General features: G+C 34.1%; 19 protein-coding genes and 1 tRNA gene. 13 read left to right on the forward strand and 7 right to left on the reverse strand.

What is annotated here, in order from left to right:
* The first annotated feature begins 132 nt into the window (after positions 1-132).
* On the forward strand, positions 133-1059 hold the full coding sequence (locus tag MTX13_RS06020; RefSeq protein WP_250433495.1) for a PfkB family carbohydrate kinase: 927 nt from the start codon (positions 133-135) through the stop codon (positions 1057-1059).
* 49 nt (positions 1060-1108) lie between these two features.
* The gene (locus tag MTX13_RS06025; RefSeq protein ID WP_250433496.1) at positions 1109-3007 is read left to right on the forward strand and encodes an amidophosphoribosyltransferase; all 1899 of its coding nucleotides are present in this window, start codon (positions 1109-1111) and stop codon (positions 3005-3007) included.
* 481 nt (positions 3008-3488) lie between these two features.
* On the opposite strand, the gene MTX13_RS06030 is transcribed toward MTX13_RS06025, so the two are convergent.
* Positions 3489-4097 carry a superoxide dismutase gene (locus MTX13_RS06030; protein ID WP_250433497.1) on the reverse strand — a complete coding sequence of 203 codons (609 nt, stop codon included), beginning with the start codon at positions 4095-4097 and terminating at the stop codon, positions 3489-3491.
* A 122-nt stretch (positions 4098-4219) separates the two neighbouring features.
* On the opposite strand from MTX13_RS06030, the gene MTX13_RS06035 reads away from it, so the two are divergent.
* From MTX13_RS06035 to MTX13_RS06060, 6 genes are all read left to right on the forward strand, one after another.
* Positions 4220-7363, forward strand: a complete 3144-nt coding sequence (locus MTX13_RS06035) for a UvrD-helicase domain-containing protein (RefSeq protein WP_250433498.1) — start codon at positions 4220-4222, stop codon at positions 7361-7363.
* A gap of 20 nt (positions 7364-7383) precedes the next feature.
* Positions 7384-8577: a glycine C-acetyltransferase gene (gene kbl, locus MTX13_RS06040; RefSeq protein WP_250433499.1), complete on the forward strand. Its 1194-nt coding sequence runs from the start codon at positions 7384-7386 to the stop codon at positions 8575-8577.
* A gap of 125 nt (positions 8578-8702) precedes the next feature.
* Entirely contained in the window at positions 8703-10067 is a 1365-nt protein-coding gene (locus MTX13_RS06045) for an OmpA family protein (RefSeq protein ID WP_250433500.1), read from the forward strand.
* Between the two features lie 63 nt (positions 10068-10130).
* Positions 10131-12896, forward strand: coding sequence for a PD-(D/E)XK nuclease family protein (locus MTX13_RS06050; protein WP_250433501.1), 2766 nt, complete (start codon positions 10131-10133; stop codon positions 12894-12896).
* A gap of 3 nt (positions 12897-12899) precedes the next feature.
* Positions 12900-13442, forward strand: a complete 543-nt coding sequence (locus MTX13_RS06055; RefSeq protein WP_250433502.1) for a hypothetical protein — start codon at positions 12900-12902, stop codon at positions 13440-13442.
* A complete protein-coding gene (locus tag MTX13_RS06060) occupies positions 13442-13870 on the forward strand; it encodes a hypothetical protein (protein ID WP_250433503.1) in 429 nt (142 codons plus the stop codon). Before MTX13_RS06055 ends, MTX13_RS06060 begins: the two co-directional genes overlap by 1 nt.
* A gap of 311 nt (positions 13871-14181) precedes the next feature.
* Here the strand turns inward: MTX13_RS06060 and MTX13_RS06065 are convergent.
* Both MTX13_RS06065 and MTX13_RS06070 read right to left on the reverse strand, forming a co-directional pair.
* Positions 14182-14255, reverse strand: a tRNA-Ala gene (locus MTX13_RS06065).
* A 3-nt stretch (positions 14256-14258) separates the two neighbouring features.
* Positions 14259-15056: a universal stress protein gene (locus MTX13_RS06070; protein ID WP_250433504.1), complete on the reverse strand. Its 798-nt coding sequence runs from the start codon at positions 15054-15056 to the stop codon at positions 14259-14261.
* Between the two features lie 56 nt (positions 15057-15112).
* Here MTX13_RS06070 and MTX13_RS06075 point away from each other — a divergent pair, with 56 nt between their 5' ends.
* The 3 genes from MTX13_RS06075 to MTX13_RS06085 are packed head-to-tail and all read left to right on the forward strand — an operon-like array spanning position 15113 to position 17143.
* On the forward strand, positions 15113-15613 hold the full coding sequence (locus MTX13_RS06075) for a GNAT family N-acetyltransferase (RefSeq protein WP_250433505.1): 501 nt from the start codon (positions 15113-15115) through the stop codon (positions 15611-15613).
* Positions 15610-16944, forward strand: coding sequence for an MATE family efflux transporter (locus tag MTX13_RS06080; protein WP_250433506.1), 1335 nt, complete (start codon positions 15610-15612; stop codon positions 16942-16944). Before MTX13_RS06075 ends, MTX13_RS06080 begins: the two co-directional genes overlap by 4 nt.
* 22 nt (positions 16945-16966) lie before the next feature.
* Complete coding sequence (locus MTX13_RS06085) at positions 16967-17143, forward strand: hypothetical protein (RefSeq protein ID WP_250433507.1); 177 nt, start codon at positions 16967-16969, stop codon at positions 17141-17143.
* Between the two features lie 82 nt (positions 17144-17225).
* Here the strand turns inward: MTX13_RS06085 and MTX13_RS06090 are convergent, their stop codons facing one another.
* Positions 17226-17867 carry a 2OG-Fe(II) oxygenase gene (locus tag MTX13_RS06090; RefSeq protein WP_250433508.1) on the reverse strand — a complete coding sequence of 214 codons (642 nt, stop codon included), beginning with the start codon at positions 17865-17867 and terminating at the stop codon, positions 17226-17228.
* Between the two features lie 90 nt (positions 17868-17957).
* On the opposite strand from MTX13_RS06090, the gene MTX13_RS06095 reads away from it, so the two are divergent.
* Together MTX13_RS06095 and MTX13_RS06100 are read left to right on the forward strand one after the other, a co-directional pair.
* A complete protein-coding gene (locus tag MTX13_RS06095; protein WP_250433510.1) occupies positions 17958-18407 on the forward strand; it encodes a 6-pyruvoyl trahydropterin synthase family protein in 450 nt (149 codons plus the stop codon).
* 48 nt (positions 18408-18455) lie between these two features.
* Positions 18456-19208 carry a UDP-2,3-diacylglucosamine diphosphatase gene (locus MTX13_RS06100; protein WP_250433511.1) on the forward strand — a complete coding sequence of 251 codons (753 nt, stop codon included), beginning with the start codon at positions 18456-18458 and terminating at the stop codon, positions 19206-19208.
* On the opposite strand, the gene MTX13_RS06105 is transcribed toward MTX13_RS06100, so the two are convergent.
* From MTX13_RS06105 to recJ, 3 genes are read right to left on the reverse strand one after another with little or no spacing between them, the layout of a single operon-like run.
* Positions 19205-20476 carry an MFS transporter gene (locus MTX13_RS06105; protein WP_250433512.1) on the reverse strand — a complete coding sequence of 424 codons (1272 nt, stop codon included), beginning with the start codon at positions 20474-20476 and terminating at the stop codon, positions 19205-19207. The two genes, MTX13_RS06100 and MTX13_RS06105, sit on opposite strands and share 4 nt — an antisense overlap.
* A gap of 3 nt (positions 20477-20479) precedes the next feature.
* Positions 20480-21574 (reverse strand): OmpA family protein, encoded by a 1095-nt coding sequence (locus tag MTX13_RS06110; RefSeq protein WP_250433513.1) that lies wholly within the window; start codon positions 21572-21574, stop codon positions 20480-20482.
* Entirely contained in the window at positions 21574-23274 is a 1701-nt protein-coding gene (gene recJ / locus MTX13_RS06115) for a single-stranded-DNA-specific exonuclease RecJ (protein ID WP_250433514.1), read from the reverse strand. The genes MTX13_RS06110 and recJ overlap by 1 nt, the downstream gene beginning before the upstream one ends.
* Between the last annotated feature and the right edge of the window lie 19 nt (positions 23275-23293).

Here is a 23293-nt window from a genome sequence, read left to right on the forward strand (position 1 = left end):
AGTTATTAAATTTATTTATACCAAACCTCATAATTTTACAACGTAATAAAAAATAAAAAGTAGTGAGTGGTTATTTTATAATAGTGAACTGTTAAAAAACCGTATATTTGCTGCAAATTTTGAAACTATTTTATGAGCAAGCTAGTAATTGTAGGAACCGTTGCTTTTGATGCTATTGAAACGCCTTTTGGAAAAACCGATAAAATACTTGGTGGTGCAGCCACTTTCATTGGTCTTGCCGCATCGCAATTTGATATTGATATGTCTATTGTTTCTGTTGTTGGAGGCGATTTTCCTAAAGAATATCTTGATCTATTAGAAAAGAAAAACATTGACATTTCTGGTGTTGAAGTTGTAAAGGATGGTAAAACCTTTTTTTGGAGCGGACGCTATCACAACGATATGAACACACGTGACACATTGGCAACAGAGTTAAATGTGCTTGCAGATTTTAATCCCGTTGTTCCAGAAGATTATAAAGATGCCGAATATGTAATGTTAGGTAATCTGCATCCTTTAGTTCAATTAGGCGTGATGGAGCAAATGACCCACAAACCTAAACTCGTGGTTTTAGACACAATGAACTTTTGGATGGATAATGCTCTTGAAGATTTACATAAAGTAATAAGCAAGGTAGATGTTATAACCATTAATGATGAAGAGGCCAGACAACTTACAGGCGAATATTCTCTGGTGGTTGCTGCTAAAAAAATTCATGAAATGGGACCAGCATACGTGGTGATAAAAAAAGGCGAACACGGCGCTTTATTATTTCATGATGACAATGTGTTTTATGCGCCTGCTTTACCATTAGAAGAAGTGTTTGATCCGACAGGAGCTGGTGACACATTTGCCGGTGGTTTTATTGGTTATCTTGCCAGAACAGATAATGTGTCTTTCGAGAACATGAAAAACGCGGTTGTTTTTGGTTCGGCATTAGCCTCGTTTTGCGTAGAAAAATTTGGGACAGAACGCATGAAAGATTTAAATGACCCTGAAGTTCTTAAACGCTTACAGCAGTTTAAAAATTTGACACAATTTGAAATTGAATTAACATAAACTAACGCGCTCAAAAACGAGCGCGTTTTTTAATTACATAACTAAAACAATGAGTGACGCATTAAAACACGAATGTGGAATTGCACAAATAAGACTCCTTAAACCATTAGAATACTACAAGGAGAAATATGGTAGTGCCTTTTATGGCGTAAACAAAATGTATTTAATGATGGAAAAGCAGCACAATCGCGGTCAAGATGGTGCTGGGTTTGCAAGTATTAAATTAGACACCAAGCCAGGTGAGCGCTATATAAGCCGTGTAAGATCTATTGCGCAACAACCTATACAAGATATTTTTGCCCAAATTAATGAGCGTATTAACAAAGAATTTACAGAACACCCTGAATATGCCAATGATGTTGAACTTCAAAAAAAGAATATCCCATATATAGGTGAAGTATTACTAGGCCATGTACGTTATGGTACTTTTGGCAAAAACAGTGTTGAGAGTGTGCACCCGTTCTTGCGTCAGAACAACTGGATGCATAGAAACTTAATTGTTGCTGGTAATTTTAACATGACCAATGTCAATGAATTATTTGACGGCTTGGTAAACCTAGGGCAGCATCCAAAAGAAAAAGCCGATACCATTACTATTATGGAGAAAATAGGCCATTTCCTTGATGATGCCGTATCTAAAGCTTACAAAAAATTAAAAAAGGAAGGCTATAGTAAAAGTGAATGCTCACCGCTAATTGCAGAGCGTTTAAATGTTGCTAAAATATTGAAACGTGCTTCCAAAAACTGGGACGGTGGTTATGCTATGGCTGGTTTATTGGGCCATGGCGATTCGTTTGTTTTGCGCGATCCTGCCGGAATACGACCTGCATATTATTATAAAGATGATGAAGTTGTTGTGGTTGCTTCAGAACGACCAGTAATTCAAACTGTTTTTAATGTTGATTTTGATGATGTAAAAGAATTGGAACCTGGTCATGCCATTATTACTAAAAAATCTGGCGATGTTTCTATTCATAAAATCATTGAGCCATTAGAGCGTAAAGCCTGTTCGTTTGAACGCATCTATTTTTCAAGAGGAAGTGATGCCGAAATCTATCAGGAACGCAAAGAACTTGGAAAGCTGTTGATGCCAAAAGTACTTGAGGCTATTGATAACGACACAAAAAACACCGTGTTTTCATTTATACCAAATACTGCCGAAACATCTTTTTTTGGTATGGTTGAAACGGTTGAAGACTATCTAAACCAAAAGAAAACACAGGCTATTTTAGATGGGAAAGGAGGCTTAAGCGCCGAAACAGTAACCGATATTTTGTCTGAACGACCGCGCATTGAAAAAATAGCCATTAAAGATGTTAAACTACGAACCTTTATAACTGAAGATAGCAGTCGTGACGATTTAGTTGCCCACGTTTATGACGTAACCTATGGCGTAATTAAACCCACTGACAATCTTGTGATTATTGATGACAGTATTGTAAGAGGTACAACTCTAAAAAAGAGTATTATAAAAATGATGGATCGCCTTAATCCTAAAAAGATTGTTGTGGTATCATCAGCACCTCAAATACGTTATCCAGACTGCTATGGCATAGACATGGCCCGACTTGAAGATTTAATTGCCTTTAGAGCCATGTTGGATTTATTAGAAGAGAACAACAAATACCATATGGTACAAGAGGTTTATAACAAATGTAAGGCCCAAGTAGAGTTAGAAGATAAAGATGTAAGAAACTTTGTTAAGGACTTGTATGCAGAATTTACTGATGAAGAAATCTCTAATAAAATTGCAGAATTAATTTGCGACGATACTGTTAATGCAGAAGTGCAAACTATTTTTCAATCTGTAGACAATTTACATAAAGCCTGCCCTAAAAATTTAGGTGATTGGTATTTTACAGGAAATTATCCAACTTCTGGGGGTAACAGGGTAGTAAATAAAGCGTTTATTAATTTCTTTGAAGGCAACAAAGAGCGTGCTTATTAAGTAATTGAAAATATGCAGTTTATCTGATAAAATATGCTTTTAAGCTAAAAAAAATGCAGTTTATCTATTTTTTATGCGTTTCTAAATAAATAAAATCTACATTAGTACTACCATAACATAAGTAGGTTAAGTTCATGGTAGATTTGGGGCAAAAAAAGGTGAACTTTCGTTCGCCTTTTTTTATTTGACTTATGTTTTTGCACAACAATTGCAGTTAAAAACTTCATTTTGTTTCCTTTAGCCAATTTATTAGTCGTTTATCTATTAATTTTTTTCTTTTAAGAAAAGCAACGTTATATTTGCTCCACCATAACATAAGTAGGTTAAGTTTATGGTAGATTTGGGGCAAAAAAGGTGAACTTCTGTTCACCTTTTTTCATTTTCAATATAAAATTCTCAAACCTTTTTACTCTTTTCAAAACTACAAGACAATAAAAAAGGCGAACTAATTAGTTCGCCCTTTGTGCGTTTTAATTTCGGCTTATTTTGCTTCTGCATAACGCCTTTCAACTTCGTTCCAGTTAATCACTTTGAAGAAAGCATCAATATAATCAGGACGTCTATTTTGATAGTTAAGATAATAGGCGTGTTCCCAAACATCTAAACCTAATATAGGAGTTCCACCACAAGCGACACCTGGCATTAAAGGATTATCTTGATTAGGTGTTGAACACACCTCAACTTTGCCTCCCTTATGCACACAAAGCCAAGCCCAACCTGAACCAAATTGTGTAGCGGCAGCTTTACTAAAAGCCTCAACAAAAGCATCTTTAGAACCAAACTCTGCTTCAATAGCATCTTTTAATTCACCTGAAAGATACCCTCTGTCTTCAGGATTCATAACCTCCCAAAACAGTGAATGATTGTAAAAACCTCCTCCATTATTCCTAACACCCATGTTAGTCATATCTAAATTGGTTAGAATATTTTCTATGGTCTTACCTTCTAAATCTGTTCCTTCTATTGCGGCATTTAATTTAGATGTATAACCAGCATGGTGCTTTGAGTGATGTATTTCCATTGTACGTGCGTCTATATGAGGCTCTAAAGCATCATAAGCATATTTTAATTTCGGTAATTCGAAAGCCATAATTTCTATTTTTACTTGTTAATATTAAATTCCCCCAAATTTAAGGATAATAGGTAGCAATTAAAAATAATAAATACCTATCAAATCATTGATAGTTTTTATCTTGTATCAAAATTCATTTAATGTCTTCAGACAACTCGTTTTTAATTTACAATGCATCGGCAGGAAGTGGTAAAACCTTTTCGCTTGTTAAGTCGTATTTATCATTATTGTTTCAAGCCAAATCACCTACTCATTTCAAACACATTTTAGCCATTACCTTTACCAACAAAGCGGCTGGTGAAATGAAGTCTAGAATTCTTGAGGCTCTAACTGAATTTTCTTCCCCTTCCATTTTAGAAAACCCAACAGATTTATTCAACTTAATAAGTAATGAACTGCATCTGTCGGCAAAAGACATCCATGCTAAGAGTAAAACAATACTTGATGAGATTTTGCATAATTATGCTGCTTTTGACATTTCAACCATTGACGGCCTAACACATAAATTAATTAGAACATTTGCCTACGATTTAAAAATCCCTTTAAATTTTGAAGTTGAACTGGACACCGATCGTATACTTAACGAGGCTGTAGACAGACTTATAGCAAAAGCGGGAACAGAAAAGGAATTGACCAAACTACTTGTGGATTTTGCTATTGAAAAAGCAGATGATGACAAAAGTTGGGACATTTCCTTCGACTTTAACAAGATTGCCAAGCTTTTAACCAATGAAAACGATTGGCCTTTTCTCAACAATTTAAAAAGTAAAACGCCTCAAGATTTTAAAGTGCTTAAAAAATCTATTAGAAATAAAATTCACGAGGTTGGGCAAACCCTAGTAAATATCTCAGAATCTGCATTAACACTTATTTCAGAATGTGGCCTCGAGTTTGCCGATTTTCTGGGTGGCAGCAGAGCCTATTTGCCAAACTATTTTTTAAAATTAAAAGATTTAAATCTAGATTATGATTATGATAAAGCTTGGATTCAAAAACTTGAAGAAAAACCCTTATACCCTGAATCCAAAACACCTGAAAACATTAAAACAATCCTAGACGATATAAAACCAACACTTGTTGCCCAATTTAACGAAACACGTCATTTATTTTATTTGTATAAGTTTTTAAAAAGCATTTATAGCAACATCACACCTTTATCAGTTTTAAATGAAATTCAAAAAGAAGTAACCCAATTAAAAGCTGAAGAAAACCTGCTTCTAATTTCAGAATTCAACACCTTGATTAGCAATGAAATTAAAGGTCAACCCACACCATTTATCTATGAGCGTTTAGGCGAGAAATTCAAACATTATTTTATTGATGAGTTTCAAGACACTTCACAATTACAATGGGATAATTTAATTCCGCTTTTAGACAATGCTTTATCTGCTGAAAATGGAACTGCTATGTTGGTTGGAGATGCCAAACAAGCTATTTATCGTTGGCGAGGAGGCCAAGCAGAGCAATTTATTGATTTATTCAACAAAACAAAAAATCCGTTTCCTGTTGAGCCGAGAATTATATCGCTGGCTTCAAACTTTAGAAGCTGTTACGAGATTATAACTTTCAATAATGGCTTTTTTAAGTTCCTTTCCTCTTCTGTATTTAGCAATACAAATTATCAAAAACTTTATTCCTCCATAGATCAAAACATTGAAAAAAAGCAAGCAGGCTATGTTAATTTGAACTTTCTTGAGATTGACTCGAATACTGAATTTGATAAAGATGAACTCTATTCCAAAGCAGTTTATAAAACTATTTTAAATTGCCTTAACAATGGTTTTGAACTAAATGACATTTGTGTTCTTGTAAGAAAAAAGAAAGAAGGTATTGCTGTTTCAGAATACTTGAATGACAATGGTATTCCCATTATGTCTTCTGAAACCTTGCTCATCAATAACTCCCCAAATGTCCGGTTTATTATTCATGTATTACAATTAATTGCGCAGCCTGAAAACACAGAAATTAAAGTTGAAGTGCTCAACTTTATAGCGAATAAAAACAACAGTCCAGACAAGCATGCGTTTTTTAAAACTTATTTAAACATTGCCAATACCGAATTGTTTCAAGCTTTAGGTTACAAAACGAACCTAACATCTTTGTCCCAGCTTTCCGTATTCGAACTCGCCGAAACACTTATTAGAGAGTTTAGCCTCGTGCCTGACTCTGATGCTTTTGTTCAGTATTTTATGGATGTGGTTTTAGATTTCACCCGTAAAAAACAAGCAGACATCGTGGGCTTTTTAGACTATTATGAATCCAAAAAATCTCAATTAAGTATTGTTTCCCCTCAAGGGTTCAATGCGGTACAAATCATGACCATTCATAAATCCAAAGGGTTGGAATTTCCTGTTGTTGTTTTTCCTTATGCAGATCTCAATATCTATCAAGAAAAAGAACCTAAAGAATGGTTTGAATTAGATTCAGATCAATATAACGGCTTTAACTATGCCTTGCTGAACTATTCAAAACAATTTGAACATTTTGGCGACAAAGGCCAAGCTATATTCAACAAGCACCAGTCTGAATTGGAATTAGACAATCTCAATCTTTTATATGTAGCATTAACAAGACCCATTGAGCAGCTATATATTATTTCAAAAAGAGACATAAATTCAAAAGGAGATGAAAACCCAAACACATATGCTGGTTTCTTTATAAGCTATCTAAAAGAATTAAATGTATGGAATGAAGCTAAATCAAGCTATAATTTTGGGGAAGAAAAAAGAGATACCTCTATAAAAAAACATTTACCCAACAATTTAGAAGAATTGAAGTACATAAGTGTTTCCAAAGAAAGTCATAACATTAAAATCATAACCAATTCTGGTTACTTATGGGATACCACTCAAGGTAAAGCTATTGAAAAAGGAAATCTTGTGCACCAAATTATGTCATTCATAAAAACTGAAGACGATGTTGATCTTGCTATCAGTAAGTTTAAAAACGACAAAACCTACAACATCAGTCAAATACAGCTAATAGAACCCTTGGTAAGAAGTATAGTAAGCCATTCTCAACTAGCTGGTTATTTTACAGGAAATTACAATATTTACAATGAACGGGATATAATTTCTGAAACTGGAAAAATATTACGCCCAGATAGGTTGAATATAAATGACAAAAACGATGTTGTAATAATTGATTACAAATCGGGTCAGGCAGACAATAAACATATATTACAACTAGACGAATACAAAACTGTTTTAACAAAAATGAAGCTTAAAGTTGTCAAGCAAATACTTGTTTATATAAATGATGGAATTGAAGTAAAAGAATTTTAAATTTGCAAAAAACAAAACTCATGTACGGCAAAATAAAAGAACATTTAGAAAACGAATTACAAACCATAAAAGACAATGGTTTATTTAAAACCGAACGCATAATTACATCTGATCAAGGAGCAGAAATCACATTAAATACTGGTGAAAAAGTATTGAATTTTTGCGCCAACAACTATTTAGGCCTATCTGCTCATCCTGAGGTTATTCAAGCCGCAAAAGATGTTATGGATACACATGGTTTTGGAATGTCGTCGGTTCGTTTTATTTGCGGAACACAAGATATCCATAAAGAACTTGAAAGTAAAATTGCTGATTTTTACGGAACTGAAGACACCATTCTTTACGCAGCTGCTTTTGATGCCAATGGAGGTGTTTTTGAACCGTTATTAGGACCTGAAGATGCCATCATATCAGATTCACTAAACCATGCTTCAATTATTGATGGTGTTCGTTTATGTAAGGCAGCGCGTTATCGCTATCAAAATAATGACATGGCAGATTTAGAAAAACAACTTATTGAAGCCAACAAAAATGGTGCGCGATTTAAAATCATAGTAACAGATGGCGTCTTTTCAATGGATGGTCTAGTTGCGCCTTTAGATCAAATTTGCGATTTAGCCGACAAGTATGATGCATTAGTTATGATAGATGAGTGCCACGCTGCTGGATTTATTGGTGAAACAGGTCGCGGAACATTAGAAGAAAAAGGTGTGATGGACCGAATAGACATTATTACTGGTACATTAGGAAAAGCGTTGGGTGGTGCCATGGGTGGCTATACCACCGGTAAAAAAGAGATCATTGAAATGTTAAGACAGCGCTCTAGACCATACTTATTTTCAAACTCGCTAGCGCCAGCAATTGTTGGTGCATCGATAAAGGTATTCGACTTGTTAAAAAATGACACCTCTTTGCGAGATAAATTGGAATGGAATACCAACTACTTTAAATCCGAAATGCAAAAAGCTGGTTTTGACATTATTGATGGTGATTCTGCAATTGTACCAATCATGCTTTACGATGCAAAGCTCTCACAGACAATGGCTAACATGTTGTTAAGCGAAGGCATTTATGTCATTGGCTTCTTTTTCCCAGTTGTCCCAAAAGAAAAAGCAAGAATACGAGTTCAACTTTCTGCCGCTCATAATAAAACGCACCTCGATAAAGCAATTACAGCTTTTAAAAAAGTTGGTAAGGCCTTAGAAATAATTTGATTTTTTTTGACAAAGTGGTACATTTTAGGGGAAATATCCAATATTTTTCTATATTTGTCTTTGTTAATAATATTTAACAACTTACTTTTGCTTACAATTAACACTTAAAAATTAAATTTTTGAATATGAAAAATCTTAGCAGATTATTGTTCGCTTTGTTGCTTATGTTAGGTTTAAGCAACACTTACGCACAAGATGAAAACAACCCTTGGGCTGTTACCTTTGGAATAAACGCGGTTGATTTTTATCCAACTGGTGAAGATCCTCCACTAGGTGACTTTTTAGATGAGTATTTTAATGCCGAAGACCATTGGAATATTTTACCTTCATTATCTACTCTTTCAGTTTATCGTTATATCAATAGTGGTTTTACTGTAGGTGCTACTGCTTCTATTAACAAAATAGATTACTTTGGTGATGACGATACAACTTACAATGGAGCTTCTTATTTTGGTTTAGACGGTGTTGTTATGTACAAGTTTGGCTCAATGATTAATAACTCATGGCTAGATCCTTATTTAGGAGTTGGTGGTGGTTACACTTGGGTTGATTCAATTGGAGCTGGAACATTAAATGGTACTATTGGTATCAATTTCTGGATTACAGAAAATATTGGTCTAACTGCTCAATCTGCTTATAAGCATGCATTCGAAGATTACTTATCTACTCACTTCCAACATACTCTAGGTGTTACTGTTCAGTTTGGTGGAAAAGATACTGATGGTGATGGCATTTACGATAAAGACGATGCTTGTCCAGAAGTATTTGGTTTAGCTGAATTTAACGGTTGTCCTGACACAGATGGTGATGGTATAGAAGACAGTAAAGATTCTTGTCCTCTAGAAGCTGGTCCTGCTGAATTCAACGGATGCCCAGATTCAGATGGTGATGGCATTCCAGATAAAGACGATGCTTGTCCAACAGAAGCTGGTTCAAAAGAATTAAATGGATGCCCAGATTCAGATGGTGACGGTGTTGCAGATAAAGATGATGAGTGTCCAACTGTTGCTGGTCCTGCAGCTAACAAAGGATGCCCTTGGCCAGACAGAGATGGTGATGGTGTTCCAGACAAAGATGACTTATGTCCAGACAAAGTTGGTACAGTTGCTAACAACGGATGTCCTGAAGTAACTGAAGCTGTTAAGAAAGCTTTAAATGCTTACGCTAAAACTATCTTATTCGATACAGGGAAATCAACTATTAAAGATTCTTCAGCTGAAGTATTACAAAACATCATTGATATCTTAAAAGAATATCCTAATGCAAGATTCATGATTGAAGGTCATACAGATAGCGTTGGTAGTGAAGCTACTAATGAAAAACTTTCTAAAGAAAGAGCTAGTTCTGTTATGAATTACCTAATCACAAACGGAATTGCTTCTAACAGATTAGAGCATGCAGGTTACGGTGAGTCAAGACCAATTGATACGAATAAAACTAGAGCTGGTAGAGCGAATAACAGAAGAGTTGAAATTAATTTAATTAAATAATCAATCAACTTAAATTTATAGAAAAACGCCTCGAAATTTCGAGGCGTTTTTTATTTTTATAACATGACAACGTTTATTGAAGATGTACTAAGCGATTTAGACCGTAATGAACTCAAGCTTTCAGAGTTAGTATTTATCCTTCCTAGCAAACGTGCAGGCATATTTTTAAAACACTATATTTCTCAATCTTTAGATGAACCTGTTTTTTCACCATCAATTTTCAGTATTGAAGAATTTGTTGAAGAGCTTTCCGATTTAAAATCGGTTTCAAATATAGAATTACTTTTTATCTTCTATAAAAGCTATCTTAAAGTTCATACAAATAACGATGTCTATTCATTTGAAGAGTTTTCCAAATGGGCACAGATTTTAATTCAAGATTTCAATGAAATTGATAGGCATTTAATTCCTCAAAATAGTATTTTCGATTATTTAAGCGCCATTAAAGAGGTCAATCATTGGTCGGTAGAATCCAATAAAACAGAACTAGTTAATCGCTATTTGGTATTCTGGAAACGCTTAAAAAACTACTACTTTGAATTTAAAGACGCTTTAATTTCTGAAGGCAAGGGTTATCAAGGTTTGATCTATAGAGAAGCATTAGAAAATATTCAAAGTTATATTGAAAATAATTCTGCAAAAAAGCATGTTTTTTTGGGGTTTAATGCTTTAAATACTGCCGAAGAAACTATAATACAAGAAATACTTCAAAACGGTTTAGGATATATTTATTGGGATATTGATCGTGTTTTTTATGAATCTAAAAACCATGATGTTGCTTTATTTGTTAAGCAGTATTCTAAAAATTGGAACTTTTTTAAAAACAATCCTTTTAATTGGGTATCACATAATTATTCAAAAGAAAAAAACATTCAAGTTTATGGTATTCCTAAAAACATAGGGCAAGCCAAACACATAGGGACTCTTTTAAGCAATTTGCAAGAGTCAAACAATTCATTGAATAGTACAGCCGTGATTCTTTCAGATGAAACCTTGCTATTACCAGTACTTAACTCAATCCCTAAAGATATAGATACTTTAAATGTCACTATGGGATTAGAATTAAAAACTGTTCCATTAGCTTCCCTCTTTGAAAAGCTATTCTACATTCATAAGAAAAAAACGGCTACGTTCTATTATAAAGATGCTATTACAATACTCTCTCATGAGTTTGTAAGTCCCTTATTTAATGTGAATAACTCTAATGAAGTTTCTGAAATAATACATACCATTCAAACAAATAATATAATCTATTTAGATGAAGAACGACTTCTAAAACTATCGCCAAACAATAGTCAAATTATTTCTGTTCTGTTTAGTTTTTGGCAGGACAACGCTAAAACTGGTTTACAAAAGTGCCTCGATCTTATTCTATTGATAAAATTAAGTTTTGAAAGCAACAAACAAAACCATGTATTGGCTTTAGAATATTTGTTCCGATTTCATCAGCTATTCAACGAAATTGAGCAACTTGGTGAATCTCATAACTACATAAACAACATTAGTACATTACATAGTGTTTACAATGAGTTGTTGAGTTCAGAAACTTTAGACTTTAAAGGAGAGCCTCTTGAGGGATTACAGATAATGGGTATGCTGGAAAGTCGGGTTTTAGATTTTGAAACAGTAATTATTTCGTCTGTAAATGAAGGTATTTTACCATCAGGAAAAACCCAAAACTCGTTTATCCCTTTTGATGTTAAAGTAGAAAACAAACTTCCTACCTATAAAGAGAAAGATGCCATTTACGCCTATCATTTTTATAAGGTTTTAAATCGTGCTAAAAATGTATTTATCTTATACAATACTGAAATTGATGCCCTGTCTAGCGGAGAAAAAAGCAGATTTATTAAGCAGTTAGAAATTGAAAACATCCACAATATTAAACACACATTGGTTGCTCCTAAAGTTCCTGTGATTAATAAAGATTTAAACAAAATTGATAAAACTCCTGATATTTTGAATCGTTTGAAAGAAATATCAGAGAATGGTTTTTCACCATCATCGCTAACAACTTATGTTAGAAACCCTTTAGACTTTTATTATAAAAAAATATTGAAAATAAAAGAGCATGAGGATGTTGAGGAAACCATTGCTGCCAATACTTTAGGAACCGTTATACATAATACACTTGAAGATTTTTACAAACCCTTTATAAACCGCGAAATTCAGGTACAAGATGTAGAGCGTATGAAGTCCCTAATTGATGAAACCGTTACAAAGCATTTTAAAAATTTGTATTTGGAGGGCTTTATTTCAAAAGGTAAAAATTTAATCGTTTTTGAAATTGCCAAGCGCTATATCTCTAATTTTTTAGATTTGGAATTAGATGATTTAAAGCACGGAAATACTATTGAGATACTAGCTGTTGAATTAGAAAACAAAATAGGGCTAGATATTCCTGAAGTGCCTTTTCCGGTATTATTAAAAGGTACTGTAGATCGTGTAGATAAAAGAAATGGTGTGATTAGAATTATTGACTACAAATCTGGCAAAGTAGATAAAGGGAAAGTTGAAGTTGTTAATTGGGAAGATATCACAACAGATTATGATAAGTACAGTAAATCATTTCAGGTACTATCTTATGCTCTTATGATGGAAACACAAAAAAAACCTCATGAACAGGTAGAGGCCGGAATTATTTCCTTTAAAAATCTCAATCAAGGGTTTTTAAAGTTCGCGAAGAAAGATAGAGCAGGTTCGTATGCTAAAAAAATAGAATACATTGACCAAGAAATTTTAGCTAACTTCACCAGAGAACTTAAACAACTCATAATAGAAATTTGTAATCCAGACATTCCATTTTTAGAGAAAGAACTTAAACAATAATCTATGTTTACAGTATCTGTTGATTCACATATTATTGAACATTGCAAAGCCATGGTTGCTAAACATGACTTTGGCAAACGTTTTACGGCAAATGGAACCAAAGAGCAACAACTTACAGGCTTAATTGGTCAATCAGTAATCATGGAACTCTTTGATAAAGGCTATGTAGATGGCTCTTCGGGATTTGATGAAGGTGTGGATTTGGTTTATGCTAATAAGACTATTGATGTAAAAACCATGGGAAGAACAACAACTGTAAAATCAGGTTACACCAATAACTTCTTAAAACTTCAGGATTACTTTAAAACCGAAATCTACATTTTTTGTAGTTACCATAAAATTAAGCAAGTTCTGACTGTTTGCGGTTGGATTTCAAAAGATGAATTTATAAAAAAACGCCGTTTCTATCCTAAAGGGAGTACAAGAACCCGTTTTGACAAAACAACATTTACAACCTTCGCAGACCTATATGAAATTGACAATAAAGATTTGAATAACGTCAATTCCATTACCGATTTAAAAAAACAATTAATAACGATAAAATAATGAAAGAATTAATTTTTTTATTTCTATTAGTTTTTCTTTTTCCTTGTAAATTAGATAAGCAACAATCAATTAATGGGAATTGGTATACTGACTCAAATTTAGCTGAAATAGAGAATTATTCAGAGTTTTATATTGACGACACAAATTTATACATATACAATGAGGACGCTGGATTGCTTCCGAATATTGAATATTTATTGAAAAATGATACACTATATTTTTTATCAAAAGATAAAGATGAGGCAATTGGATCTGTAAAGTTTATTGATGATAATACTTTAAAAATATATAATGACAGCCTTTTTTTAAGAAGAATTAAAAAAGGCATCAAACCAGGTGATTTTTTATTTGGAAATAAAACAGAATCTGACTACAGAAAAGATTTTTTGGAAAGAAAAAAACAATGGCTTTTAAGAGTTGATAATTAACTGTTTATTGTCTTTTGACTATGATGTAAAATCTATGTTAAAAGTTTAATCATTAAAATGTTTTATTAGTGATTACTTATTCAAAGACTAACGTCTTCACTGAAACCTATCTTAAATATAAAAACTCTAAAAATGAGAACTTATCGTGGAGCATATCGGATTAGCAAAGTTTTCCTCAGGCTTCAATACTGCAAATAGAAAATATTCTTCAAAAAAAGATCATTATTGTTTTCGAAAAAAACCTGAAATATATTTTCGCTTTTTTCGAAAACAAAAATACCACACATTCGTGTGGTATTTTCTACTTGATGTGGAGCATATCGGATTCGAACCGATGGCCTCTACGCTGCCAGCGTAGCGCTCTAGCCAACTGAGCTAATGCCCCATTTTACTTCAATCCGCTTAATACTAAAACGGGAAGTGTTGTACTTTGAAAATCTTTTTTTAATATCGTATTTTTCTCCCACAATTTACTGAAAAATCCGCGCTTACGCCTAACTACACATAACATATCTGGATCGTTATCTTTATAATGCTCTAAAACACCTTGGAATGTTGTGGCATTTTCAGAATATGTTGTATTTGTAATAATGCTTTGTAAAGCTTCATTAATATCAAAATCACCTTCATTATAGAAAGGAGTTTTTACCAACAACAAATTTACTATGGACTTATATTGATTTTTAATATTAATTAATGGTACTAAAGCCTCCTCTTTTTTCATTATCGCCGATTTCAACGCCATTAATATGTATACAACAGGCTTATATTTTAATCCTTCTGGAACTATAAGCGCTGGAATATTCGTTTGCTTAATAATTTTACCTGAAGTCTTGCCCAAATATACCTCATCTTTAACAGAGTTAGTTCGCGGCTCAATCATAATTAAATCTATATCCAAGGATTGACAAACCAATTCAAGGGTATCAACCAACTTACCTTTAAACGTTTTAATAACAACATCAACATTCTTGGTATCAACTTTAGCGACATGAGCTTTAAGAAATTCATAGCTCTCACGTTCTAAAATATGATCTACTTTAATCATAGTTCCTGCTTTGGTGTAAACATTATATACCTGAACAACATATAACTTGGCTCCAAATGCCTGTGCAAAATCAACTGCATATTGTAAATGGCTAACCGCATTTTTTGATGACCCAACTGGAACTAAAATATTCTTCATAATCAATAATTTAAAACTAAATTTACGAGAAATCTATGCAAAAGTAAACATTAAATATGATTCGTAAAGCAACAAATCTTGATATTGATACCATTTTAGATATTACCAATGCTTGTGCGTTGTTTATGATAAAGAATGGTATTTATCAATGGAATGCATCTTACCCTAATCGCAAAGTGTTTGAAAAGGATGTTTCAAGAGGTGAACTATATGTTCTTGAAAATCATGATGATATTGTGGGTTGCATTGTTATTTCCACCTATATGGATGAAGAATATCATGCGGTAAAGTGGTTAACTGAAAGTAATAACAGCTTTTATATTCATAGATTGGCTATCCTTCCTAAACACCAAGGAAAAGGTTTTGCTCAACAACTCATGAGTTTTGCAGAGAAACTTGCTATAGAAAATAGTTATAATTCCATAAGGTTAGATACTTTTTCACAGAACATAAGAAATCAAAAGTTTTACGAACTTCGCGGTTATAAAAAATTAGGTGAAATTTTCTTTCTAAAGCAAAGTAAATATCCCTTTTATTGTTATGAATTAGTGGTTTGAGTACCGATATCAGTTTAAAACATATTAACAAATTAGCCATTCCAGCATTAATATCTGGAGTGTCTGAACCTATTTTGTCTATAACAGATACTGCCATAGTTGGAAACATGCCAGTTGATGCCACCGAATCTTTAGCTGCTGTTGGTATAGTAGGTGCCTTTATTTCCATGCTTATTTGGGTTTTAGGTCAAACCCGAAGCGCAATTTCCTCAATAGTATCGCAATATGTTGGCGCCAATAATTTAGACAAAGTGAAAAATCTTCCTGCTCAAGCCATTTTTATAATTACCTCTTTAAGTATCCTTATTATTCTCATTACCTATCCTTTGGCTGAACCAATTTTTAAACTTTATAATGCTTCCCATTTAATTTTAGACTACAGTGTGGAATATTATAGAATTCGCGTGTTTGGCTTTCCATTCACGCTATTTACAATAGCTGTATTTGGAACTTTTAGAGGGTTGCAAAATACATTTTACCCTATGATAATTGCTATAGTAGGTGCATCAGCCAACATTATTCTAGATTTTGTTTTAGTGTTTGGTATTGAAGGGTTTATCCCTGCCATGAATATCAAAGGAGCAGCTTATGCCAGTGTCATTGCGCAGTTGTTAATGGCTTTGGTTTCTGCTTATTATTTACTGACAAAAACTACAATACCTTTACGCTTCAGTTTGCCTTTTAACAGCGAAATAAAGCGATTCTTACTTATGATTGTGAATCTTTTTATTAGAACTTTAGCGCTCAATGTCACCTTATATTATGCAAGTGCCTTTTCAACCAGTTACGGCAAAGAGTATATTGCAGCATACACCATAGCTATTAATCTGTGGTTTTTAGGCGCTTTTATTATTGATGGTTATGCCAGTGCTGGTAATATACTTTCAGGAAAGTTATATGGCGCCAAAGATTATAAAAAACTAATTGCACTGAGCAACAAACTCATTAAGTATGGTGTTATTGTAGGTGCTATTATGGCTATAATAGGAGCGCTTATTTATTATCCTGTTGGATCTCTTTTTACAAAAGATGAAGCTGTTCTCAATGAATTCTACAACGTGTATTGGATGGTACTCGCCATGCAGCCATTGTGTGCTTTGGCCTTTATTTTTGATGGTATGTTCAAAGGTTTAGGGAAAATGAAAACGCTTCGTAATGTACTTTTGTTTTCTACATTTTTAGTTTTTGTGCCTATCTTGTTTTGGTTGGATTCAATGAATTACAAGTTGTATGCCATTTTCACAGCTTTTACTTTATGGATTATTGCACGAGGCCTCCCACTCATCATAAAATTTAGAAAAGAATTTTTACCGCTCTCACAAAACTATTAACTTTGGTCATAAATTGTTGTATATGTTAACGCTGTTACCCTTACTACAAGGAGCAAATATTGAAGAGAAAATAAAAGAAGCGCCTGATAGTTCTTATGAAATAGGTGTGTTTATAGGCTCTATGTTGCCGTTTGTAGTTTTAGTAATTATCGCTTACGCCATTTTCAGATACAATAAAAACAAAATTAATAAGGATTAATATGGGAGGAAATATGCTTTTTTTGGTACTCGCAATAGTACTAATCATTATTTACGTTTACAATAGAAACAAACGCCGTTAATTACCGTGTTTTTAGCCAACCTGTAATACTCATGCGTTCTGTTTTTACAGGTTTTACTTCATGCTCTAAAATTTGACTTTCAAAAACAACCACGCGTCCAGGAAATGGATAAATAACCTTTTCGGTTTCTTGTCTGTCATTATTTAAGTATAATACTAACTCGCCTCCGTTTTCCGGCAACCATCCTTCTTCATTTAAATAACAAACAAAAGACAGTTTGCGTCTGTCATCATTTTGGAACGTGTCTAAATGCCTTTTATAAAACGTGCCTTCTGGATAAAGTGCGTAGTGAAATTCTTTTTGCAAAATCCCCATAAAACAGGTTTTGTTTAAATAAAGAACCAGATCATTTATTTTGTCAAAAAACAACCTCTCTTTTGTATCTGCTTTAGATTCATCTATCCACAGAATCATATCACCTCTAATAGACTTTGCAATAGTTTCATTAACGCGGTTACCAATAGCTGCTTTTTTAAAGGTGTCTTCTTCATGTTTGTTTAACAACGATTCTCTTAAAATAGAAACTTCATCGTTCGAAAAAAAATTCTCGACAATGCTGTATTGTTGCATTGAAATGTCGTTTATGATCTTTTCATAAAGTGAATTTTCAACAAAATCAATGGCTTCAAATAATTGATCCATAAGTCACTAATTTTTAAAAAAGCGCGCAAATGTAATCTAAAAATCAATTGCTTTTACAAAACAATTATCTTTGTAATGAAAAATCATATTATGAGTAACATTAGAATCACTAAACAATTCTCTTTCGAGACTGGCCATGCGCTTTATGGCTACGACGGGAAATGCAAAAATGTACATGGGCATAGCTACAAATTGTCGGTAACAGTTATTGGAGAACCCATATCAGACCAAGGCAATGTAAAATACGGTATGGTAATAGATTTTGGCGATCTGAAGAAGATAATAAAACATGAAATCGTGGACGTATTTGACCATGCTACCGTTTTTAATAAAAATACGCCTCATGTTGAATTGGCCAAAGAACTGGAGGATAGAGGGCATAATGTACTGTTAGTAAATTACCAGCCAACAAGCGAGATGATGGTGATTGATTTTGCTGAAAAGATAAAAAAGCATTTGCCTAATCATATTGTGTTACATTCATTAAAATTACAAGAAACCGAAACCAGTTTTGCAGAATGGTATGCCAGTGACAATTAATTTAATTTGTCATGCTGAAGTTGTTTCAGCATCTATTATATTTACTACATGAATATCCCACAAGGAAAAAAGATTTACTTCGCATCAGACAACCATTTGGGTGCACCAACACAAGAGGCCTCGCGACCACGTGAACTGAAATTTGTAGCTTGGTTAGATGAGGTTAAACACGATGCAGCAGCTATTTTCCTGATGGGCGATTTATTCGATTTTTGGTTCGAGTATAAAACTGTTGTTCCTAAAGGGTTTACCAGAACACTAGGTAAATTAGCCGAAATCACAGACTCTGGAATACCGATATATTACTTTGTAGGCAATCACGATTTATGGATGAATGGTTATTTTGAAGAAGAACTCAATATTCCTGTATACCATAAACCTCAAGAATACACCTTTAATAACAAAACCTTTTTTATCGGTCATGGTGATGGGTTAGGCCCTGGAGACAAAGGCTATAAGCGTATGAAAAAGGTTTTTACCAATCCGTTCAGCAAGTGGTTATTCAGATGGTTGCATCCTGATTTAGGTGTTAGGCTTGCTCAGCATTTATCAGTAAAAAACAAGTTGATATCTGGTGATGAAGATGCCAAATTTTTGGGTGAGGATAATGAGTGGCTGGTACAATACTGTAAACGCAAGTTAGAAGATAAACATCGTGATTTTTTTGTGTTTGGACACAGACATCTACCATTAGAAATTAACCTCAACCAAACCTCCAAATATATCAATCTAGGCGATTGGATAAACTATTATACCTACGGCGTTTTTGATGGGAAAAATTTTGAATTAAAGAAGTTTTAAACTTCTTCTTTTTCATGCTCTTCAATATCTTTAGTCAAATCCAACTCCCTTAATGGTTTGTTTTTAACACCCATTATTGCCACAACCACCAACGTTACAGTGCCTCCTAACATCACCGCCAATGGCGCTCCAAACAATCTGGCAGCAATCCCACTTTCCAATGCTCCAAGTTCATTAGAAGACCCAACAAACATAGAGTTAACAGCACCTACACGGCCTCGCATATCATCAGGTGTTTTGAGTTGTAGAATGGTTTGTCGAACCACCATAGAAATGCCATCAAAAACACCAGAAAAGAACAAGGCTAAAACACTTAACCACATCAGTTTTGAGGCTCCAAATATGATCATGAATACACCAAATCCAAAAACTGAAATCAGTAATTTTTTTCCGGTATTCTTGGTAATGGGAATATAGGTTGTTGCCAACATGGTAATAATACTCCCAGAGGACAACGCGGCATTTAGTATCCCGAATCCTTTGGGACCTGCATCCAAGATATCTTTTGCGAACACAGCAAAAATGGCAACAGCACCACCAAACAACACGGCAATCATATCTAAAGTCAGTGCGCCTAAAATGACTTTGTCATTAAATACAAATCGTATTCCAGCTTCTAAACTATCTCTTACAGATTCATAAACTTCTTTGTTTAAAATAGGTTTCTGTTTTATTTGAAAAACCAAAAACAAGGCTAATAGGACCAATAAAAATATGATACCCAATGTAATGTGAACACCTATCCAGGCAATTAAAAAACCGCCCAAGAGTGCACCAAATACATTGGCGCCTTTCCAGGTACTGCTACTCCATGTGGCTGCATTTGGATACACGCGTTTAGGAACCAATAAGGCAATAAGTGAAAAGATAGTTGGTCCAAAAAAGGCTCGCAAAACCCCTCCAAAAAACACTAGGCTATAAATACTATATAAAATAGCTCTGGTGCTCCATGACGATTCAATGGTTTCTGATGTCAACCAAAAAAGGCCGAAACTTATCAATGAAAATAATGTAATACAGAGTCTGAAAAGATTTCGCTTTTCTTTTTTATCGACAATATGACCTGCAAAAGGCGCTAATAAAAAAGCAGGTAAAAACTCACAAAGCCCAATGATTCCAAGAGCCAACGGGTCTTCCGTTAAAGCATAGACTTGCCATTCAATAACAACAAATTGCATGGACCAAGCCAAAACCAATGCAAAACGCAAAACCAAAAAGATGTTGAATTCTTTGATTCGTAATGCTGCGTAAGGGTCATTTTTCTGCATAGATTATTTAAAAATTAGTTTAAATTCCACGCGCCTGTTGAGAGCACGACCTGCTTCAGTATCATTGTTGGCAACTGGAAATTTGTTCCCGTATCCTGTTGCTGTTATACGTTCTGGTCGCAAACCTTTTGATATTAAATATAAAGCGACTTCTTTGGCTCGTAATAAGGACAATTCATCATTTCGCTTTTGAGTTCCTACATCATCGGTATGACCATAAATTTCGATTTGTAAACGCTTATTGGCATTTAGATATTTATAAAGCTGATTTAATTCTGCTTTTGAGGATTCCAATAAATCATGTTTGTCAAAATCGAAAAGAACATTTTGAAGGGTATACACTTTATCGTTCTCTAATTCTTGATTGTCTTCAATAGTTTGCGACTCTGAATGAGTTATTGTTTCAGAATGTAAAGGCTCTATTCTGACATCATCAATAAAGTAATAGGAAGCATCTGGATCTTTTGTACTGTGCAGCTTTATTTTGGAAATTTTACTGTTCTTATCGAAGTTTCCAATAATAAAATTTGATTCAAATCCCTTGGCAGTGTATTCAAACGATATTTTTTCCCAACCTGTTTTTTCTATGTAGTGACTTTGGCTATTAATCAACACAAAATAACTATCAGAAACCTCATTTAAAACCTGATTTAGATTCAATAGTTTATCGGAATTTTGCTTAAAAGGTTCTTTTAGAAACAAAACGCCTAAATCGCGAATGGCATGACTGCAGTTTTCAGCCAAACTGATGTAAAATGTCATGGTGTAAGTCTCACCAATAAGCAATGGACTTGATAATTGCCCTTGAACATATTCTCGATAATTATCAGGTGCCAAAACGTACATCCCAGCAAAACCTTTTCCCGTTTTAGGACTTTGTTCCCCAAAAAAATTGGTCTCACCTACTTCCTTACTACAGGCATTAAAATAATCGGTTGATCCAAAGTTTGGTGTATTCCAATCAAGAACATTGTGATTAAACCCTCCAATGAGTCTCGGGCATGTTTTATGTTCCTCGAAACTGGGGTTTAAAACTAAGTTTTGTGATAAGGTGAGTTGAAAACACAAGACAACTAGTATGAAAAATCGGCTATTCATTATTTTAAATCCCGTAATTTCAATTGAAGTGATACGGTTCCATTCCAATGATTTTCGTCAATGGTATAAACAGCTTTAAACAGTTTTCTATCCGAAATCAAATCATATTTATCTCCAAGTCCAAAGCCAATAGCTACAATTTTTTGACCTCTCGACTCCGCTCGAGGGGACATAACGGTTAATCTTAAATGGGACTCATCTTCACCTACACATTTTCCATAACCCGTATCACGCAAATTTTCACTCATAAAAACGGGTGTCATATTCCCAGGACCAAAAGGTGCAAATTGTTTAATGATGCGCCATAACTTGGCATCAATTTCAGATAATTCAATGGATAAATCAACCTTAATTTCTGGAGTTAATAATTTGGTGTCAATAGTTTTTGAAACCACGTCTTCAAAAGCTTGTTTAAAAGCTTCATAGTTTTCTTCCTTTAATGTCAATCCAGCTGCATATTTATGCCCGCCAAATTGTTCAATGTGTTCGCTACAAGCTTCCAAGGCATTATACACATCAAAACCAGAAACCGATCGTGCCGAAGCTGCTAGTTTATCACCGCTTTTAGTAAATACTAAAGTAGGCCTGTAATAGGTTTCGGTTAGTCTAGAAGCCACAATACCAATAACACCTTTATGCCAAGCTTCATGGTAAACAACAGTAGTAAAACATTCCTGTTCTTTTTGTTCTTCAATTTGCTGAAGAGCTTCTTCTGTAATTTGTCTATCTGTTTCACGTCTTTCGGTATTAAAAGTGTCAATTTCAACAGCATAATTAACTGCTGTATTAAAATCGGTTTCAGTTAATAAGCTTACAGCATGATTGCCATGTTTCATACGACCTGCTGCATTGATTCTGGGCGCTACTATAAAAACCACATCGGTAATGGTCAATTCTTCTTTTTTAACTTCAGCAATAATGGCTTTTATGCCAGGTCTTGGATTACCATTAATCACTTGTAATCCAAAATATGCCAAGACGCGATTTTCTCCCGTAATAGGGACGATATCAGCACCAATAGCCGTAGCTACCAAATCTAAATATGCAACTAAATCTTCAACCGATTGCCCTTGATTGGATGCCAAAGCCTGAATAAGTTTAAAACCAACGCCACAGCCACAAAGTTCTTTATAGGGATAGTGACAATCCTCTCGCTTGGGATCTAAAACAGCAACCGCATTTGGTAATTGATTACCTGGTCTGTGATGGTCACAAATAATAAAATCGATACCTTTTTCATTGGCATAAGCCACCTTGTCAATAGCTTTAACACCACAATCCAAAGCAATAATTAAGGTAAAACCATTGTCTTCTGCAAAGTCAATGCCTTGAAAGGATACACCATAACCTTCGTCATAGCGATCTGGAATGTAAGTGGCTACATTTGGGGTTCTCGTTTTTAAGTAGGAGCTCATTAAAGCTACTGAAGTAGTTCCATCAACATCATAATCACCGTAAACCAAAATATTTTCGTCATTCTCCAGAGCCTGTTCAATACGCGATACGGCTTTATCCATGTCTTTCATTAAGAATGGATTGTGTAAATCGTTTAAACTAGGACGAAAAAACGTTTTAGCATCTTCATAGGTTTCAATACCGCGTTGTAACAAAAGTGTTGCAACAATAGCATCTACATTCAAGGCTTCTTGAAGCGCTTTTAGTTTATTAGAGTCTGGTTTTGGTTTTAGCGTCCAGCGCATATTTTAAATCTTAAGTGTC

It is taken from the genome of Hanstruepera flava (assembly GCF_023634025.1).
In the GTDB taxonomy this organism is placed as follows: Bacteria; Bacteroidota; Bacteroidia; order Flavobacteriales; family Flavobacteriaceae; genus Hanstruepera; species Hanstruepera flava.

Bases quoted from the DNA above. Each gene is read 5' to 3' on its own strand.
- MTX13_RS06020 (WP_250433495.1), top strand. From the start codon at position 133: ATGAGCAAGCTAGTAATTGTAGGAACCGTTGCTTTTGATGCTATTGAA.
- MTX13_RS06025 (WP_250433496.1), top strand. From the start codon at position 1,109: ATGAGTGACGCATTAAAACACGAATGTGGAATTGCACAAATAAGACTC.
- MTX13_RS06030 (WP_250433497.1), bottom strand. From the start codon at position 4,097: ATGGCTTTCGAATTACCGAAATTAAAATATGCTTATGATGCTTTAGAG.
- MTX13_RS06035 (WP_250433498.1), top strand. From the start codon at position 4,220: ATGTCTTCAGACAACTCGTTTTTAATTTACAATGCATCGGCAGGAAGT.
- kbl (WP_250433499.1), top strand. From the start codon at position 7,384: ATGTACGGCAAAATAAAAGAACATTTAGAAAACGAATTACAAACCATA.
- MTX13_RS06045 (WP_250433500.1), top strand. From the start codon at position 8,703: ATGAAAAATCTTAGCAGATTATTGTTCGCTTTGTTGCTTATGTTAGGT.
- MTX13_RS06050 (WP_250433501.1), top strand. From the start codon at position 10,131: ATGACAACGTTTATTGAAGATGTACTAAGCGATTTAGACCGTAATGAA.
- MTX13_RS06055 (WP_250433502.1), top strand. From the start codon at position 12,900: ATGTTTACAGTATCTGTTGATTCACATATTATTGAACATTGCAAAGCC.
- MTX13_RS06060 (WP_250433503.1), top strand. From the start codon at position 13,442: ATGAAAGAATTAATTTTTTTATTTCTATTAGTTTTTCTTTTTCCTTGT.
- MTX13_RS06070 (WP_250433504.1), bottom strand. From the start codon at position 15,056: ATGAAGAATATTTTAGTTCCAGTTGGGTCATCAAAAAATGCGGTTAGC.
- MTX13_RS06075 (WP_250433505.1), top strand. From the start codon at position 15,113: ATGATTCGTAAAGCAACAAATCTTGATATTGATACCATTTTAGATATT.
- MTX13_RS06085 (WP_250433507.1), top strand. From the start codon at position 16,967: ATGTTAACGCTGTTACCCTTACTACAAGGAGCAAATATTGAAGAGAAA.
- MTX13_RS06090 (WP_250433508.1), bottom strand. From the start codon at position 17,867: ATGGATCAATTATTTGAAGCCATTGATTTTGTTGAAAATTCACTTTAT.
- MTX13_RS06095 (WP_250433510.1), top strand. From the start codon at position 17,958: ATGAGTAACATTAGAATCACTAAACAATTCTCTTTCGAGACTGGCCAT.
- MTX13_RS06100 (WP_250433511.1), top strand. From the start codon at position 18,456: ATGAATATCCCACAAGGAAAAAAGATTTACTTCGCATCAGACAACCAT.
- MTX13_RS06105 (WP_250433512.1), bottom strand. From the start codon at position 20,476: ATGCAGAAAAATGACCCTTACGCAGCATTACGAATCAAAGAATTCAAC.
- MTX13_RS06110 (WP_250433513.1), bottom strand. From the start codon at position 21,574: ATGAATAGCCGATTTTTCATACTAGTTGTCTTGTGTTTTCAACTCACC.
- recJ (WP_250433514.1), bottom strand. From the start codon at position 23,274: ATGCGCTGGACGCTAAAACCAAAACCAGACTCTAATAAACTAAAAGCG.